This window comes from Aeromonas sp. 603079 (genome assembly GCF_049172135.1).
Taxonomy (GTDB): domain Bacteria; phylum Pseudomonadota; class Gammaproteobacteria; order Enterobacterales; family Aeromonadaceae; genus Aeromonas; species Aeromonas veronii.
On the sequence record NZ_JAAKPX010000016.1, the window covers coordinates 116,521 to 131,320 of the forward strand.

General features: G+C 60.9%; 14 protein-coding genes. 8 read left to right on the forward strand and 6 right to left on the reverse strand.

Annotated elements, in window-relative coordinates; all coding sequences use genetic code 11:
- Positions 1 to 19: 19 nt before the first annotated feature.
- The 5 genes from G5287_RS13605 to blrA form a co-directional block, all read right to left on the reverse strand.
- Entirely contained in the window at positions 20 to 1,417 is a 1,398-nt protein-coding gene (locus G5287_RS13605) for a DUF4832 domain-containing protein (RefSeq protein WP_216960056.1), read from the reverse strand.
- A 134-nt stretch (positions 1,418 to 1,551) separates the two neighbouring features.
- Positions 1,552 to 2,901, reverse strand: a complete 1,350-nt coding sequence (gene creD / locus G5287_RS13610) for a cell envelope integrity protein CreD (protein WP_227341674.1) — start codon at positions 2,899 to 2,901, stop codon at positions 1,552 to 1,554.
- Between the two features lie 120 nt (positions 2,902 to 3,021).
- Positions 3,022 to 3,816 (reverse strand): OXA-12 family class D beta-lactamase, encoded by a 795-nt coding sequence (blaOXA, locus tag G5287_RS13615; protein WP_227341673.1) that lies wholly within the window; start codon positions 3,814 to 3,816, stop codon positions 3,022 to 3,024.
- 80 nt (positions 3,817 to 3,896) lie between these two features.
- A complete protein-coding gene (gene blrB / locus G5287_RS13620) occupies positions 3,897 to 5,318 on the reverse strand; it encodes a beta-lactam sensor histidine kinase BlrB (protein ID WP_227341672.1) in 1,422 nt (473 codons plus the stop codon).
- Positions 5,315 to 5,989 carry a two-component system response regulator CreB gene (gene blrA, locus G5287_RS13625; protein ID WP_216960046.1) on the reverse strand — a complete coding sequence of 225 codons (675 nt, stop codon included), beginning with the start codon at positions 5,987 to 5,989 and terminating at the stop codon, positions 5,315 to 5,317. Before blrA ends, blrB begins: the two co-directional genes overlap by 4 nt.
- Positions 5,990 to 6,111: 122 nt before the next feature.
- On the opposite strand from blrA, the gene G5287_RS13630 reads away from it, so the two are divergent.
- Positions 6,112 to 6,885, forward strand: a complete 774-nt coding sequence (locus tag G5287_RS13630; protein WP_005355851.1) for a DeoR/GlpR family DNA-binding transcription regulator — start codon at positions 6,112 to 6,114, stop codon at positions 6,883 to 6,885.
- A 56-nt stretch (positions 6,886 to 6,941) separates the two neighbouring features.
- Entirely contained in the window at positions 6,942 to 8,774 is a 1,833-nt protein-coding gene (glmS, locus tag G5287_RS13635) for a glutamine--fructose-6-phosphate transaminase (isomerizing) (protein WP_216960043.1), read from the forward strand.
- A gap of 59 nt (positions 8,775 to 8,833) precedes the next feature.
- Here the strand turns inward: glmS and G5287_RS13640 are convergent, their stop codons facing one another.
- Positions 8,834 to 9,610 (reverse strand): helix-turn-helix transcriptional regulator, encoded by a 777-nt coding sequence (locus tag G5287_RS13640; protein ID WP_227341671.1) that lies wholly within the window; start codon positions 9,608 to 9,610, stop codon positions 8,834 to 8,836.
- 210 nt (positions 9,611 to 9,820) lie between these two features.
- On the opposite strand from G5287_RS13640, the gene G5287_RS13645 reads away from it, so the two are divergent.
- Genes G5287_RS13645 through G5287_RS13670 form a run of 6 tightly spaced genes read left to right on the forward strand, consistent with a single transcriptional unit; the run spans position 9,821 to position 14,648 of the window.
- On the forward strand, positions 9,821 to 10,582 hold the full coding sequence (locus G5287_RS13645) for a DUF3450 domain-containing protein (protein WP_005357258.1): 762 nt from the start codon (positions 9,821 to 9,823) through the stop codon (positions 10,580 to 10,582).
- On the forward strand, positions 10,579 to 11,883 hold the full coding sequence (locus tag G5287_RS13650) for a MotA/TolQ/ExbB proton channel family protein (protein WP_421231441.1): 1,305 nt from the start codon (positions 10,579 to 10,581) through the stop codon (positions 11,881 to 11,883). The genes G5287_RS13645 and G5287_RS13650 overlap by 4 nt, the downstream gene beginning before the upstream one ends.
- Positions 11,880 to 12,410: a MotA/TolQ/ExbB proton channel family protein gene (locus tag G5287_RS13655; protein ID WP_005339367.1), complete on the forward strand. Its 531-nt coding sequence runs from the start codon at positions 11,880 to 11,882 to the stop codon at positions 12,408 to 12,410. Before G5287_RS13650 ends, G5287_RS13655 begins: the two co-directional genes overlap by 4 nt.
- Positions 12,407 to 12,808 carry an ExbD/TolR family protein gene (locus G5287_RS13660; RefSeq protein WP_005339369.1) on the forward strand — a complete coding sequence of 134 codons (402 nt, stop codon included), beginning with the start codon at positions 12,407 to 12,409 and terminating at the stop codon, positions 12,806 to 12,808. The genes G5287_RS13655 and G5287_RS13660 overlap by 4 nt, the downstream gene beginning before the upstream one ends.
- On the forward strand, positions 12,805 to 13,467 hold the full coding sequence (locus G5287_RS13665) for an energy transducer TonB (protein ID WP_113740530.1): 663 nt from the start codon (positions 12,805 to 12,807) through the stop codon (positions 13,465 to 13,467). The genes G5287_RS13660 and G5287_RS13665 overlap by 4 nt, the downstream gene beginning before the upstream one ends.
- 2 nt (positions 13,468 to 13,469) lie before the next feature.
- On the forward strand, positions 13,470 to 14,648 hold the full coding sequence (locus G5287_RS13670; RefSeq protein WP_115523020.1) for a hypothetical protein: 1,179 nt from the start codon (positions 13,470 to 13,472) through the stop codon (positions 14,646 to 14,648).
- The last annotated feature ends 152 nt before the right edge of the window (positions 14,649 to 14,800 follow it).

The following is a 14,800-nucleotide window of genomic DNA, read 5'->3' on the forward strand; positions in this document are numbered from 1 at the left end:
CCGCGGGAGCCCTCTTGCGTTACTGGATGTCGATCTCGGCCAGACGATACCAGCCACTCTCTTCCAGACCGGCAATGCCGAGCTGCAGAGCGGGCTGCTTGTCCTGACCGATGAAGGCCAGCTCGAGATAGTAGTGACCGCGTGCCATCCGGCCCGGCAGGGTCAGGCTGTCGCGAGTGGTAGCCTTGCTGCCCGGGATCCAGCGGGTCATGTCGTTGCGGGTCACCAGCATGGCGCCGACCTGCCCTTCGTCGTTGACCAGCCGGTAGGTGAGCGGCCAGTTGCGATAGGCCGGCGCTACCCCGTCGTTGTGCCAGTCGCCGTTGAGGGCAAGGGTAGCCCCCGGCTTCATGGTTCCCTTGAGGGTCAGCTGGTCCAGCACGATGCGATAGCCCATCTTGCGCAGGGCATTGTCGACGATGGGTCGATATTGGGGCGGAACCGGATCCGACTTGAGATTGATGGTGGAGGCGTGTTGGGCCAGCGCCCAGTCAAAGGTGGCCTTGACCTCCTCCATGGTGTACTGCTGCTGGCCTGGCCACTCGCTCAGCTTGCCGCACACCTCGAAACTGACCGGCGCCCGCTGCCAGCTGGAATCGAAGTTCGCCACATCGGCGCGGGCGCTCGCCAGTCGTTCCGGGTAGGCGTTGCGCATGTGGCTCCAGCTTTGGGAGAAGTGGTGCCAGTCGCCGAGGCAGTCTGCCCGCCAGCCAGCTCCCTTGCCCACGGCATACTCAAACATGGGCAGGTTGTTGATGAGCATCAGCTTGGGGGTTCGCGGAAAAGCGGCCATCTGCAGGTCAACATAGGGTTTGAGCTGCTCGCTGCTGTAGCGCTGTTCCAGCGTCGGACCGGGGAAGTTGCTCATGTGCCACTCCCCCCATGAACCTATCATGCCGATGTCGACATGACTCAGCGCCGGGTTGCCATCGTAATGGGCGCCCAACGCCTGAAACAGCCGGGTGGCTCGGGCGAGGAACTGCGGGTCGCTGTAGTCGGGCACAAAGGTCTGGTGGTTGTTCACCCACTCTCCCCGAATCCCCTTGTTGATGAGCCACTCCGGGATCTTGCTGCCCGAGAAGGGCTCATCAAGGGTCATGACCCTGAGGGCAATCGACTGTTTCGGGGTGGCGTGCTGTGCCTGATCGATGGCCCTGTCGATCAGAGCAAAGTTGTATTCGCCCTCCCGTGGCTCCAGCTCGCTCCAGTAGAAGCGGAAGTAGTCGACCGTGCTGACCGGATGTTCAGCCAGAGAGAGGGGATGACCCCAGCTGTTGTGAAACTCTTCGATACCGACGCCGGGATTGTGCAAGAGGTCTTCGACCGGTTCGGGATGAATGGTGAGGGTACCGGCCAGAGCTCCCTGAGCCCATAGCAAGCCGGAATAGAGCAGGATCCTGCCCGGATGCATTTTCATGTGATCGTCCGCCTGTGGAACATGGTTGCATGCTAGGAAATTGGCGGACAAAGGCCCAGCCGGTTCCGCTTTTTTCGAGAAGAACCGACTGAAGCCTTTGTTGTCTAGGTCAGAGATTGACGGAGGTTGTGCCCTCAGTCGTCATTGTCATGTCCGGCTGGGCGGGACTCGACACTCTGTTGCCCCATCACCTGATACCAGTCGAGCTTGCGGGTCAGCATCATGATCAGCGCCAGGGTGGCGAACAGCAGCAGGGCGCCGAGCAGCAGGGCGATCTCTTCGGCTTGCAGCAGGCTGTAGAGGATGGCATAGACCAGCCCGAGCAGCGCTGCGAAGCCGATCCCCTGCTTCGGGCCACTCAGCACATGACTGAGGTAGAAGCCGTTGAGCAGCACGCTGGCCAGCGCGGCTACCAGATAGGCCCAGCCAAAGCCGAGGTGCTCGGTCAGGGCCAGCAGCACCAGATAGAAGATAGCCAGCCCCATGCCTACCAGCGCGTACTGGATCGGGTGAACCCTCAGCCCCTTGAGCAACTCGAACATAAAGAAGCTGATAAAGGTGAGGCCGATGAAGAGCAGGGCATATTTGGCCGCCCGTTCGTTGAGCTGATAGTGATCCACCGGCTGCACCAGACTGACGCTGAAGGTGGAGAGATTGCTATCGCCCCCGTTCATCATCCGGTTGAAGCGGGTCTCCATGTCGCTGGCGAACCAGCTGGTTTGCCAGTTGGCCTCAAACCCTTGTGGGCTCAGGGTGCGACTGCCCGGCAGAAAGTCGCCGATAAAGTTGGGGTGGGGCCAGTTGCCCGCCAGCTGCAGGGTGCTCTCCTTGCCCAGCGGGACTATGTCGAGGGCGTTCATCCCCTGTAGATTGAGCTCCAGATGGAAGGTGCCATCCTGCTGCGGCAGGCTGTCGATCGGGGCATGGATACCCGCGAGCGCATCACCGAGGCGGGCGCCGGGGGCAAACGGGATCCGCTGTGTGCCGAGTTGCAGTTCGGGGACGCTGTTGATACCGCGGGCATCGGAGAGTACCAGACTCAGGTAGGGTTTGCCTGCCACCAGCTCATCATCCCCGGCGAGCGGCGCGCTCTCTTGTAGTTGAGCTGCTGTCGGCAAACGGCCGGAGAGGGAGAGCCGGGTCTGATAGACCTGCGCCTGATAGATGCCGAGCTTGCGCGGGGTCACCTCCATGATGGCCTGCACGTCCAGCTGTTCCGGCAGCAGGTAGCGGTAGATCTGCTCCTGACGGACGAAGCGCTTGCCCTCCTGCTCGACCGTCACCGAACGGGTATAGGGCTGTACGATAATGGGCCCCATCAGTCGCTGCGGGCCGCTGCTGCTGGCCATGATGCTGTGAATGGCCTGACTGCGGTAAGCCTGACGCTCCCGGTTCAGCTCCATGATGGATTGCACCGGTACCATCAGCAGCAGGCTGAGCAACAGCAGCAGAAAGATCTTGTGGGTGAATATCTGTTTGACCATGACACGTCTCCTTGTTGGATGGAGTGAGTCTGCCGGCCGGACGTGAAGGGGGGATGGGCTTGTGTGAAGTGGTGGTGAAGGGGGATAAAAAAACCGGCATTGCGCCGGTTTCTGGAGGAATTACAGGGTCTTCAGCTTCCCGGGCAATGCGGCCAGCACCTCTTCTTTCGCCTTGAGGGAGGCGAACTGCTTGCCAGGCTTTTGCACCACGGTATGGACGAAGATCAGCTGCTTGCCCGGTTTGCTGGCCCAGCCGACGAACCAGCCGATCTGCTGATCGCGGTTTAGGCTGCCATCCAGCTTCTTCGGGTAGCCCATGCCGGTCTTGCCGTGGATCTGCCAGCCCTCGATCTCGCTCACCTTGAGGATATTGGCGGTGTATTGCAGGGTTTGCGCCGAGACCGGCAGCTTGCCGCTCACCATCTTGCCGAGGAAGCGAGCCTGCTCCTCCGGACTGATGGCGAGGCTGGAGCTGAGCCAGGCTTGGGTCAGACCGTCATGCTTGCCCGGATTGCCGGAGAGATCCCGGTTGCCGTAGTCGAAGCGGTCGACGTATTGCTGGAAGCGCTCCATCCCCAGCCATTCGGTGATCTGCTGGGAGAACCAGACCACCGAGTAGGTTTCCCAGCGGCGCGGGGTGGTGGTTTCGCGCCAGGCGGGCAGCCAGCCGTCATAGCTCGGTTTGTAAGGCAGTGCCGGATGCTCTTCATCAACCAGATAGCCACTGTCGTAACCCATCAGCGCCAGCGGGATCTTGAAGGTGGACGCGGGCGGCAGCTGGCTGGAGCAGTCCCCTTCGCTGGAGAGGGTCTGGCCGTTGCCGTCAGCATAGAGAAAGCAGCCGCTGGCGGCGGAGGCAGGCAGGGCTGCGAGCAGACCGGCAGCCAGCAGGCTGGAGAGAAGCAGGCGGGACATAGCATTTCCTTGAGCAAATGGATGAGAGAAAGCGGCAGTCTAATGCCGTTTTGTGTGGGGAATGTGAAGTTGCAGGGGGACTAGGCGAATGGCAGCCAGAGTTCCGCCAGCGCGCCTCCTTCCGGCCGGTTGCTCAGGGTCAGACGGCCGCCATGCTGGTGGGCTACCTCATGGGTGAAGCTGAGCCCCAGACCACTGCTCTTGCCCTTGTCCGGTCGTGGCAGGGAGTAGAAGCGCTCGAAGATGCGCGGCAATGCGTAGTCGGGAATGCCGGGGCCGCAGTCGGTAACCCGAAAACAGTAGCCCTCCTCCTGCTGGCTGCCGCTCAGGGTGACCTGCCCGTTGGCGGGAGAGAAGTCGATAGCGTTATCCAGCAGGTTGCCGATGGCCTGCTCCACCAGCAGCGGATCCCACTTCTGTTTCGGCGCGCTGGCCAGCTCGGCCACCAACTCGACCTGACGGCGCTGGGCGATGATCTGGCGGGCGTCGAGGGTGCGCTTGCCCAGTTTTGCCGGTTCCACCGACTGGCGATCCAGCCCCTGCCCCGACTCCAGCCGCGCCAGTTGCAGCATTCGCTCGATCAACTGCTGCATGCGCGCGGTTTCCAGATTGATGTTGCCGATAAAGCGTTTGGCAACTTCGGGGGGCGGCGTTTCGGCCAAAATCTCCCCTGCCCCGCGAATGGCGGCCAGCGGGCTCTTCAGCTCGTGGGTCAGGCTGTGAACATAGGCTTCGATATAGCTTTTGCCATCGAGCTGGTGGCGCATGGTCTCCAGCGAGCGGCCGAGCCGATCCAGCTCGACGGTGTGCAACTGCGGCAGCGGTGCCGCCTCCCCCTTGCTGACCGAGTCGGCGTAGTGCACCAGCTTGCCGATGGCGCGGTTGAGCCACCACACCAGCAGGCTGCCGATCAGCAGCGAGATGAGCAGCATCTGGCCGCCGGCCCGCAGCAGCTCCTGTTCCCCCCGCTCGATGGCAGGCATCAGGGTGCGGTTGGGTTTGGCGACGGTGAGGGAGCCGATGATCTCGGCCCCTTCCCGCAGCGGCGCCGCCACATACATGGTCGAGCTGGCGGCATCGTCGGGATCGGTGCGGGTGCTGCGGGCGCCATACTGGCCACGCAGAGTGCGGTAGACATCGTTCCAGCGGGAATAATCCTTGCCCAGATCCGTGCCGTCGGAGTCGTAAATCACCATACCCTTCTGGTCAGTGACATAGATGCGGTACTCCGCCTGCTGCTTGAGGTGGCCATCGATCATCGCATTGATGGGATTCTGGTTGAGGCGGGCGAAGGCGCTGGCCAACCGCCCGTTCATCATATTGCCCTCTTTCAGATCATCGAGCGCGAGCGGCGCCAGCAGCTGGGTCATATCCACCAAAGTATCCTCGGTGGCGCTGCGCACCCCGGGTTTGATCTCCTCGACGAAGATCTCCAGCACGAACCAGGCGGCCAGCGCGAAGATCAGCAGCAGGCCGCACAGCAGTTGTAGTCCGAGTCTCATGCCAGCTCCAGGCTGTAGCCCAGCCCGCGATGGGTGAGGATCAGGTTGGCTTCTGGATCATGTTCGCGCAGCTTGGCGCGGATGGTCTTGACGTGGGTATCGACGGTGCGATCCAGACTCTCCTCCGCATCCTGCCACACCAGATCCATCAGCTGCTGGCGGGAGTAGACCCGCCCCGGCGCCTGCATCAGGGTCTTGAGCAGCAGATATTCGTAACGGGTGAGGGCCAGCGGCTGACCGCGAAAGTGAATGCGGGCACGCTCCTCATCCAGTACCAGCAGGGCGCTGGGTTGGGGAGCGACGGGTTGGCTGCGGCGCAGGATGACCCGCACCCGGGCACACACTTCCCGTGGCGAGAAGGGTTTGGCCACATAGTCGTCGGCACCTATCTCCAGCCCGATCAGTCGGTCTATCTCCTCGCTGCGGGCGGTGAGGAACATCAGGGGAATATCGGTCAGCGCCCTCACCTGCTTGCAGAGTTCGAAGCCGCTGATGTCGGGTAGCCCCACATCGAGGATCAGGAAGTCGGGTCGCGTCTGTTCCAGTCGTGTCAGCAACTGTTGGCCCAGCATGAACCACTCCACCTCGAACCCGTCGGTCTGCAGGGCGTAAATCAGGGTGTCGGCGATGCTGGCCTCATCCTCCACCAGCCAGATGACTCTCTTTTGCATGGCATCCTCGTCGCAAATTGGCACCCCATTCTGGCATCGAACCAAATCGGATCCTATTTGCTGTTTTATTTTTCCGAAAAAGGGGCTAATATTTCGATGTTCTTTCGAATCGAAACTTAAAAATGACCAAACGTAATACTCAACAACGCCGACACACCATAGTGACCCTGGTACAAGAGCAGGGTGAAGTGAGCGTCGACGCCCTTGCCAAACACTTTTCTACCTCCGAAGTGACTATCCGTAAAGATCTGGCGGTACTGGAGACCGGTGGTCTGCTGCTGCGCCGTTACGGTGGCGCCGTCCCCTTGCCGAGCGAGATGGTGGTCGAGGTCAACCCTGAACAAGTTTCGAACCGAAAGTTAGCCATTGCCCGTGCGGCGGCCGAGCGGCTGCGTGATCACAACCGCGTCATCATCGACAGCGGCAGCACCACCAGCGCCATGATCCCCATGCTGGGCAACAAGCGCGGCCTCATCGTGATGACCAACTCCCTCAATGTGGCCGGTGCCCTGCGCGAGCTGGAAAATGAGCCTACCCTGTTAATGACCGGTGGCACTTGGGACCCTCACTCCGAATCCTTCCAGGGGCAGGTGGCGGAACAGGTGCTGCGCTCCTACGACTTCGACCAGCTCTTTATCGGTGCCGACGGCATCGACCCGGAGCGTGGCACCACCACCTTCAACGAGCTGGTGGGCCTGTCGCGGGTCATGGCCGAGGTGTCGCGGGAGGTCATTGTGATGGTCGAATCGGAAAAGATCGGCCGCAAGATCCCCAATCTCGAACTTCCCTGGTCGAGCATCCATACCCTGGTGACCGACGAGGGGCTGGCCAGCGAGGCCAGAGAACAGATTCAAGCCCAGGGGGTGACGCTTATCTGCGCCCCGGTCACTTGCTGACATCGAGCTCTGAACCATCCAACTGACTTTACGATTTGTATCTCAAGGAGAAGTGTATGTGTGGCATCGTCGGGGCTGTTGCCCAACGTGATGTGGCTGAAATTCTGGTAGAGGGCCTGCGCCGTCTGGAGTACCGCGGTTATGACTCAGCCGGTGTGGCCGTGTTCAGCGCCAACCAGCCGCTGCAGCGGGTTCGCCGTCTGGGCAAGGTGGCCGAGCTGGCCAAGGCGCTTGACGAGCAGTCCGTCCACGGCGGTACCGGCATCGCCCATACCCGCTGGGCCACTCACGGCGAGCCCTCCGAACGCAACGCCCACCCCCACGTCTCCGAGCATATCGTGGTGGTGCACAACGGCATCATCGAGAACCACGAAGAGCTGCGGGAAGAGTTGAAGGCGCTGGGCTATGTGTTCAGCTCCGACACTGACACCGAAGTGATTGCCCATCTGGTCCATCACGAGCTGAAGAGCGCCGGCAGCCTGCTGGCCGCCATGCAGACTGCGGTGAAGCAGCTGCGCGGTGCCTACGGTACCGTGGTGATGGACAGCCGCGACGACAGCCGCGTGGTGGTTGCCCGCTCCGGTTCACCGCTGGTGATCGGCCGCGGTATCGGCGAGAACTTTATCGCCTCCGACCAGATGGCGCTGCTGCCGGTGACCCGTCGTTTCATCTTCCTGGAAGAGGGTGATGTGGCCGAAGTGACCCGCCGTGACGTGCATATCTTCGATACCAACGGCAACGCTGTGGTGCGTGAAGAGCAGGAGTCCGAACTCTCCCACGATGCCGGTGACAAGGGTGAATACCGTCACTACATGCTCAAGGAGATCCACGAGCAACCCAAAGCGATCACCAACACCCTGGAAGGGCGTCTGGGCAGCGATCACGTGGTGGTCGAATCGTTCGGCAACGGCGCGCGCGCCATCTTTGACAAGGTGGAGCACGTGCAGATCGTTGCCTGCGGCACCTCCTATCACTCCGGCATGGTGGCTCGCTACTGGTTCGAAGAGATCGCCGGCGTCTCCTGCGATGTGGAGATTGCCTCCGAGTTCCGCTATCGCAAATCGGTAGTGCGTCCCAACAGCCTGCTGGTGACCCTCTCCCAGAGTGGCGAGACCGCCGATACCCTGGCGGCGCTGCGTCTGGCCAAGGAATCCGGCTACATGAGCTCGCTGGCTATCTGCAACGTGCCGGGCTCCTCGCTGGTGCGTGAATCGGATCTGGCCTTTATGACCCGCGCGGGGGCAGAGATTGGTGTGGCCTCCACCAAGGCGTTCACCACCCAGTTGGCTGGCCTGCTGATGCTGGTGGCCTCGGTCGGTCACTGCCGTGGCCACCTTAGCGCGTCCGCCGAGGCTGAACTGGTCAAGGCGCTGCAAGCCCTGCCGCTGCGTATTAAAGAGAGTCTGGCGCTGGCCAAGGATATCGAAACCCTGGCCGAAGAGTTTGCCGACAAGCAGCACAGCCTGTTCCTCGGCCGCGGCAGCCAGTACCCCATCGCCATGGAGGGGGCGCTCAAGCTCAAAGAGATCTCCTACATCCACGCCGAAGCCTACGCCGCTGGCGAGCTGAAGCACGGCCCGCTGGCGCTGATCGATGCCGAGATGCCCATCATTGTGGTGGCGCCGAACAACGATCTGCTGGAGAAGCTCAAGTCCAACGTGGAAGAGGTGCGCGCCCGTGGCGGTATCCTCTACGTGTTCGCCGATGCCGACACCGGCTTCAAGAGCGACGAGACCATGCGGGTCATGAACCTCAACCATGTGGAAGAGGTGATCGCCCCCATCGTCTATACCGTGCCGCTGCAGCTGCTCTCCTACCACGTCGCCCTGATCAAGGGCACTGACGTCGACCAGCCGCGCAACCTGGCAAAATCGGTGACTGTTGAGTAAGTCACTTTCTGAAATGAAAAAGAGCCGCTATTGCGGCTCTTTTTGTTTCGGCTGAGGGGTTACGACAGCCGCAGGTTGGTGATGGTGACCTCATCGAGGGAGGGCACTATGATGCCGCTGGTGATCCCCTTGGCGATGGCCTGGCTGCGGTTCTTCGAGTCGGTCTTGTTGGTCACCTGGGTCAGGTGAAAGTTGACCGTCCGCTCGCTGATGCCGAGGATAGTGGCGATCTCCCAGGAGGTTTTGCCCTCGCTGGCCCAGAACAGGCACTCCTTCTCCCGATCCGACAGTTCGGTCAGGTACTTCATCAGGTCAGGCCGGCTTTTGATCAGTTGCAGCGCGGAGTTGAAGATGTAGCTGGCGCAAAACGACAGCAGGGGAACGTTTTCAAACATCAGATCGGTGTTGGATTTGTCCTTGGTGATGAATGAGAGGATGCCGTGCTCTCCCTGCGGGGTGTGCAGCGGGAAGGAGACGCCGTTGCGCACCCCGAAATCGGCAGCCAGATTCATCACATCGCGGCTGGCGCTGGGCAGCCAGGGCGAGTCGCAGTCGAGCTTGTTCCAGAAGATAGGCTGGGTCTGTTTCAGCCCCAGATAGACCACCGGATCCTGGGTCAGATACTGGTTTTCGCTGTAGGCGTCAAACCAGCTGGTCGGACAGTTGTTGAACAGTGCCACGTGGGATTTCTGCATGCTGATGGGGAAAATAATCAACAGCCGGAAGTAATCAAAGCCCATTTGATGACTGAAGCGTTCCAGTTGTTGCTGGATATCGCTGGTTTTTGTTGCCTTGGTGAACTTGTCGATATGTTCCCAGATCGCATCGTTGAGCATGACTTTCTCCTTTTTCGATCTCTATCACACTGATCGAAAAGATTTTTTCTCGTTATTTATATTTGTGCGGTGGCTATTGGCGCCACTTATTCCGTGCGTGTCTAAAAATTATCCTGTTTTTGTGCATAAAGGCCAAGAAAATCCTCTCGTTGCCAGTCCGCCCCGCATTTGAGATAATGATAATAGTTATCATTAGTAAGATGTATTTCAATGAACAAATTATGGGGTGTGGCCCTGCTGCCACTGTCAGTCCACTTTGCTGCCATCGGGGATGAGCTGGTTGCTCCCGCCCTCAAGAACAGCATAGCTGCCGGGAAAGCCTCCCAGCAGCGGGTGGAAAAAGCCGCCGATGCCGCCGTTGCCGCACGACTGGAGCTGCAAAATGCCCAGCTGCAACTGCGCGACCTCGAAGCCTACAACCGCTACATGCAATCTCTGGTGGCCGATCAGCAAAATGAGCTGGGTAAATTGAGTCAGCAGCTGGAAGCGGTGCAAGAGACCCGTCAGGGCTTGATCCCGCTGATGTTGCAAATGCAGGCAGATCTGGAACAGCTGGTGCAAAACGACATCCCGCTGCGCAAGGAAGATCGTTTGGCGCGGGTTGAACAGTTGAAAGCGACCCTGGCCCGCGCAGACGTTAGCGAGGCAGAGAAATTCCGTCAGCTGCTGCAGGCCTATCAGATCGAAGCCGAGTACGGCAGCCGGATGGACAGCTATTCCGCCGAGCTGGAGCTGGATGGTGCTCCTCGTCGGGTCGATGTGCTGGCGCTGGGTCGGGTCTCCCTGCTGGCAATGACGGCCGATCGCAGTCAGGCATGGCGCTGGTCTGCCGAGGCGAAGCAGTGGCAAGCCCTCGATAGCCAGTGGCTCTCCCCTATCGCCGAGGCGATGGATGTGGCCGCCGACAAGAAAGTTCCCCAGTTGCTCAATGTCCCCCTCTCTGTCAGCCGCAGTCAGGAGGCCCAATCATGAGAGTCACCATGAAGTGGTTCCCCCTCCTTATTGCCCTCTCCTGCGGTACCAACGCCGCTGTCGCCGATGAGTGGCAGCAGCAGGAACAGGCTCGTGAACAGCAGGCTCAGCAAGATCTGGCGACCGTTGCCAAGGAGCTCGGAACTGCCCGTGCCAGACTGGCCGAGGCCCAGCGCCTGAGCAAGGAGCTGGCTGGCAAGTTCGCCAGCAACGAGAAGCAGCTGGTCGAGCTTAACGCCCAGTGGGAGCAAGCCTCCGGCGACATGAACGAGATCTTCGCGGTCTCCCGTCAGGGCGCCAGCGATGCGGTCAAGCTGCTGAGCGAATCCGCCGTCGAGGGCCAGTACCCGGAGCGTCTCGCCCCGCTGAAAGCCATGGCACAGGATAAACAGGTGCCGGATCGTGCCGCTCTCGCCCTGCTGCCCGCCACGCTGCTGCAGGAGATCCGCGAATCTGGCCGGATTGCCCAGTTCAACGGCAAGGTGCTCGATGCCCAGGGGGCTGCCAGCGAGCAGTCGCTGACCCGGGTTGGCAGTTTTGCCCTGCTGGGGAGCGAAGGCTTCCTGCAACCGACCGCCGAAGGCTTGAGCCCGGTACTGGGTCTGCCCGGTAGCGTGCTCTCTGCCGTTGCGGCTTATCAGGGTCAGGAAGGGGAAGCGCTGCCGCTGGATCCTTCTCATGGCACTCTGCTGGCGATGCTGGCACAGGCGCCCACCTTCTGGCAGCAGGTACAACAAGGTGGTCAGGTCGGCGCCATTATCGTGCTGTTGGCTGCCATCGGCTTGGGGATTGCGGCGGTACGGCTGTGGAGCCTCTCCCGCGAACTGGGTCGGGTGCGCCGCCAGCTCAAGAGCGGCGAGTATCACGCCGACAACGCCCTCGGCCGGGTGCTGACGGTGGCAGACAAACACCCCGAGCTGAGCATGGAGACCCTCGAGCTGCGTCTTGATGAGGCGATCCTGCAGGAGACTCCTCGCATGGAGCGCGGCATCGGCATGGTCAAGGTGATCGCGGCCATCGCCCCCATGCTGGGTCTGCTCGGTACCGTAACCGGGATGATCGGCACCTTCCAGGCCATCACCCAGTTTGGCACCGGCGATCCCAAGATCATGGCGGGCGGCATCTCCATGGCGCTGGTCACCACGGTACAGGGTCTGGTTGCGGCCATTCCGCTGATCCTGGCCCACAGCCTGCTGCAATCACGCTTCACCGAGCTTTCCAATGTACTGGAGCAGCAAGTAGCCGGCATTCTGGCCGAGCGCGCCGAGAGCAATAACGGCGGGATGGAGCGAGCAGCATGATGCTCGACATCTGGCAACAGCTGCAGAGTTTCATGGGCCGTGGCGGCCCTGTGCTCTGGGTCATTCTGGCCCTGCTGGTGCTGATGTGGATTTTGATGATCGAGCGGCTGCTCTACCTCAATCTGGGTTTTGGCCCCTTGCAGCAACAGCTGCTCGGCCGCTGGCAGGCCCGCAGCGAGCGCCACAGCTGGCATGCCCGGGCGATCCGCAGTCGCTGGCTGGCGCAGGCGGAGCTGGAACTGAACCGTCATCTGATCTTCATCCGCACCCTGGTGGTGCTCTGCCCCATGCTGGGGTTGCTGGGCACTGTGACCGGCATGATCGGCGTATTCGATGCGTTGGCTGCGGCCAACCGCTTTAACCCGGAGAGCATGGCGGGCGGGATCTCCCGCGCCACTATCCCCACCATGGCGGGCATGGTGGTGGCGCTCTCCGGCGTGTTGTTACTCAGTCGCCTCGAAAGTCAGGCCAAGCGTGCGCTGGCCAAGACCCGGGACGGCTTGCGAGAAGAGAAGGTAATGCAATGAGACGGCAATCCAAACGCCAGCGTGACGAAGTGCAGATCGACATGACCCCCATGCTGGATATCGTGTTCATCATGCTGATCTTCTTTATTGTCACCACCTCCTTCGTGCGTGAAGCCGGACTCGAGGTGCACAGACCCCAGGCCAGTCAGGCCAAGGCGCAGAAATCCTCCAGCATCATGCTGGCGATTGGGGCTCAGGGTCAGATCTTCCTCGACCGCAAGCAGATCGATGTGGAGCGGGTACAGGCCACCATCGCCCGCCTGCTGGCGGAGCAGCCCGATGCCAGTCTGGTGATCCAGGCCGATGAGCGGGTGCCCCACGGCAAGGTGGTGCGGGTGATGGATGAGGCCAAGGCGGCGGGTATCGCCAATATCGCCGTGGCGGTGGCGCCAAAATGAAATACAAGCTGATGAGCCTGGGGCTGGGGATTGCCCTCAGTCTGGGCATCCTGCTGTTTATGGCCACGCTGGTTGAACCGCCCCGGGGCGAGAAGGTGGCGAGCGAACAGAAGCCCATCGTCATCAATATGCAGAGCGAGGTGACCGAGGTGCAGGTGCGCGAGCGTCCGGTGCCGCAGGAACCCGAACCTCTGCCAGAGCCCCCTGCCGCATTGGCCTCCACACCGCTGCCGATGCCTGCAGCGGCCCCCTTGGCGGCCGTTGAGCCGAGTCTGGATCTGGTCTCCAGCCTCAGCGCGGTGCAGGTCTATGCCCCTGGTGTGGCGACCAGTACCGCACCGGTATTGAGTGGCAACTACCACGGCCAGCAGCAGGGTGCGGGTATCGGCGTCGGTGACATGCTGATGCCGTTGCAACGGATCGAGCCGGTCTACCCCTATCGTGCCCAACAGTCAGGGATCGAAGGATTCGTCACCCTGCGCTTTAGCGTGAATGCCGAAGGTGGCGTGCAGGATGTGGAAGTGGTCGAGGCCAAACCCAAGCGTCAGTTCGAGCGGGCGGCCATTCAGGCGATCAACAAGTGGCGCTATCAGCCGAGACCGGGCGCCACCGACAAGCTGGTGCAAGTCATCACGCTCAAATTCAAACTGGAGTCATAACTATGTTGCGGATCTGGATCTGTCTGCTTGCCCTGGTCGGCCAAGCCTGTCTGGCGATGGAGGTCAGCCCTCACTTCTCCCGTCAGCTTGAACCCGTGATGAAGCTCTATCAGTCCGGTCAGTGGCAACAAGCCCAGAGCAAGGCGTCCGGCCTCAAGCCAAATAGCGATGCCGAGCGTGCCTGGCTGGCGCAGTTGCAAGCCTCGCTGGCGGCCAATCTGCAACAGACCGCCCAGGCGAGCCGTTATGTCGAACAGGCTCTTGCCTATAAAGAGTGGCCCGAGCAGCAACAGCTCCAGCTGTTGCGACTGCGCGGCGATATTCAGGCCCAGCAATCCAACTGGTCTGGCGCCATCGCCAGCTACAAGGCGGCACTGGCACTCAAACAAGACGATGCACTGCGCCTGCGTCTGGCCGGCCTCTATTACCACAACAAGCAGTACGGTGACGCCGCCAGCCAGAGCGAACAGTTGTTGAAGAAGGGTTGGCAGAAGCAGGCCGCCATTATTCGTCTCTCCGCCCTCACCGCTCAGCAACGTTATGGCGTGGCTGCCGATCAGGCGGCCGAGTTGATCAGCCACGAACCCAAAGAGAGTAAATGGTGGCAGCAGGCGGTGTCGCTCAACCTCTCCGCCAAACGTGGCGATCAGGCGTTGGCTCTGCTGCAAACAGCTATCGACAGAAAACTGATGGATGATGCGTCTGCCCGCAATCAGCTGATCCGCCTCTATGCCTGGCAAGGGCTGCCTTATCGTGGTGCCCGTCTGCTGGAAGCGGCCATGGCCAAGGGACAGATGAAGCAAAGTGCTGAAAATCGCCAACTGCTTGCCCAATTGTGGGAAGGTGCCCGGGAGTGGTCACAAGCAGTTGATAGCTGGCAGCAGCTGGCCAGCCTACATGGTCAGCCCAAAGCTGCCATGCGCGCCGCCGAACTGATGCTGCAACAGGGCAAGACTGATGCTGCCATGATCCAGCTCGCCGCCATCAAGTCGGTAAAAGGCGAGCAAGGCAATCGTGCCAAAGCGCTGCTGGTGCAGGCACACCTTAATAAGGAGCAGTATGCCCAGGCGCTGGAACTGGCCCGTGAGCTGCAGCAACAGGATAACTGGCAGCAGAAGGCAACCAGCTGGGTCAACTATATCCGGGCACAAAGCGAAGAGTTGAGCAAAAAAGCGGCATGAAAGAGGTGCCAAGGGGCTGTTTTGGGGCGTTCAGTTCGCTTTTTCAGCAAACGAACGCATTTTTGCAAAAAGCTCTTGTCATCCCGGCGCGGCTCCCTATAATGCGCCCCTACCAGCACGGCGGAACACGCCAACCTGATGAGCCAGCTTCC

Bases quoted from the DNA above. Each gene is read 5' to 3' on its own strand.
- G5287_RS13645 (WP_005357258.1), top strand. From the start codon at position 9,821: ATGAACAAATTATGGGGTGTGGCCCTGCTGCCACTGTCAGTCCACTTT.
- G5287_RS13640 (WP_227341671.1), bottom strand. From the start codon at position 9,610: ATGCTCAACGATGCGATCTGGGAACATATCGACAAGTTCACCAAGGCA.
- blrB (WP_227341672.1), bottom strand. From the start codon at position 5,318: ATGAGACTCGGACTACAACTGCTGTGCGGCCTGCTGCTGATCTTCGCG.
- G5287_RS13655 (WP_005339367.1), top strand. From the start codon at position 11,880: ATGATGCTCGACATCTGGCAACAGCTGCAGAGTTTCATGGGCCGTGGC.
- G5287_RS13665 (WP_113740530.1), top strand. From the start codon at position 12,805: ATGAAATACAAGCTGATGAGCCTGGGGCTGGGGATTGCCCTCAGTCTG.
- G5287_RS13630 (WP_005355851.1), top strand. From the start codon at position 6,112: ATGACCAAACGTAATACTCAACAACGCCGACACACCATAGTGACCCTG.
- G5287_RS13660 (WP_005339369.1), top strand. From the start codon at position 12,407: ATGAGACGGCAATCCAAACGCCAGCGTGACGAAGTGCAGATCGACATG.
- blaOXA (WP_227341673.1), bottom strand. From the start codon at position 3,816: ATGTCCCGCCTGCTTCTCTCCAGCCTGCTGGCTGCCGGTCTGCTCGCA.
- creD (WP_227341674.1), bottom strand. From the start codon at position 2,901: ATGGTCAAACAGATATTCACCCACAAGATCTTTCTGCTGCTGTTGCTC.
- G5287_RS13650 (WP_421231441.1), top strand. From the start codon at position 10,579: ATGAGAGTCACCATGAAGTGGTTCCCCCTCCTTATTGCCCTCTCCTGC.
- blrA (WP_216960046.1), bottom strand. From the start codon at position 5,989: ATGCAAAAGAGAGTCATCTGGCTGGTGGAGGATGAGGCCAGCATCGCC.
- glmS (WP_216960043.1), top strand. From the start codon at position 6,942: ATGTGTGGCATCGTCGGGGCTGTTGCCCAACGTGATGTGGCTGAAATT.
- G5287_RS13605 (WP_216960056.1), bottom strand. From the start codon at position 1,417: ATGAAAATGCATCCGGGCAGGATCCTGCTCTATTCCGGCTTGCTATGG.
- G5287_RS13670 (WP_115523020.1), top strand. From the start codon at position 13,470: ATGTTGCGGATCTGGATCTGTCTGCTTGCCCTGGTCGGCCAAGCCTGT.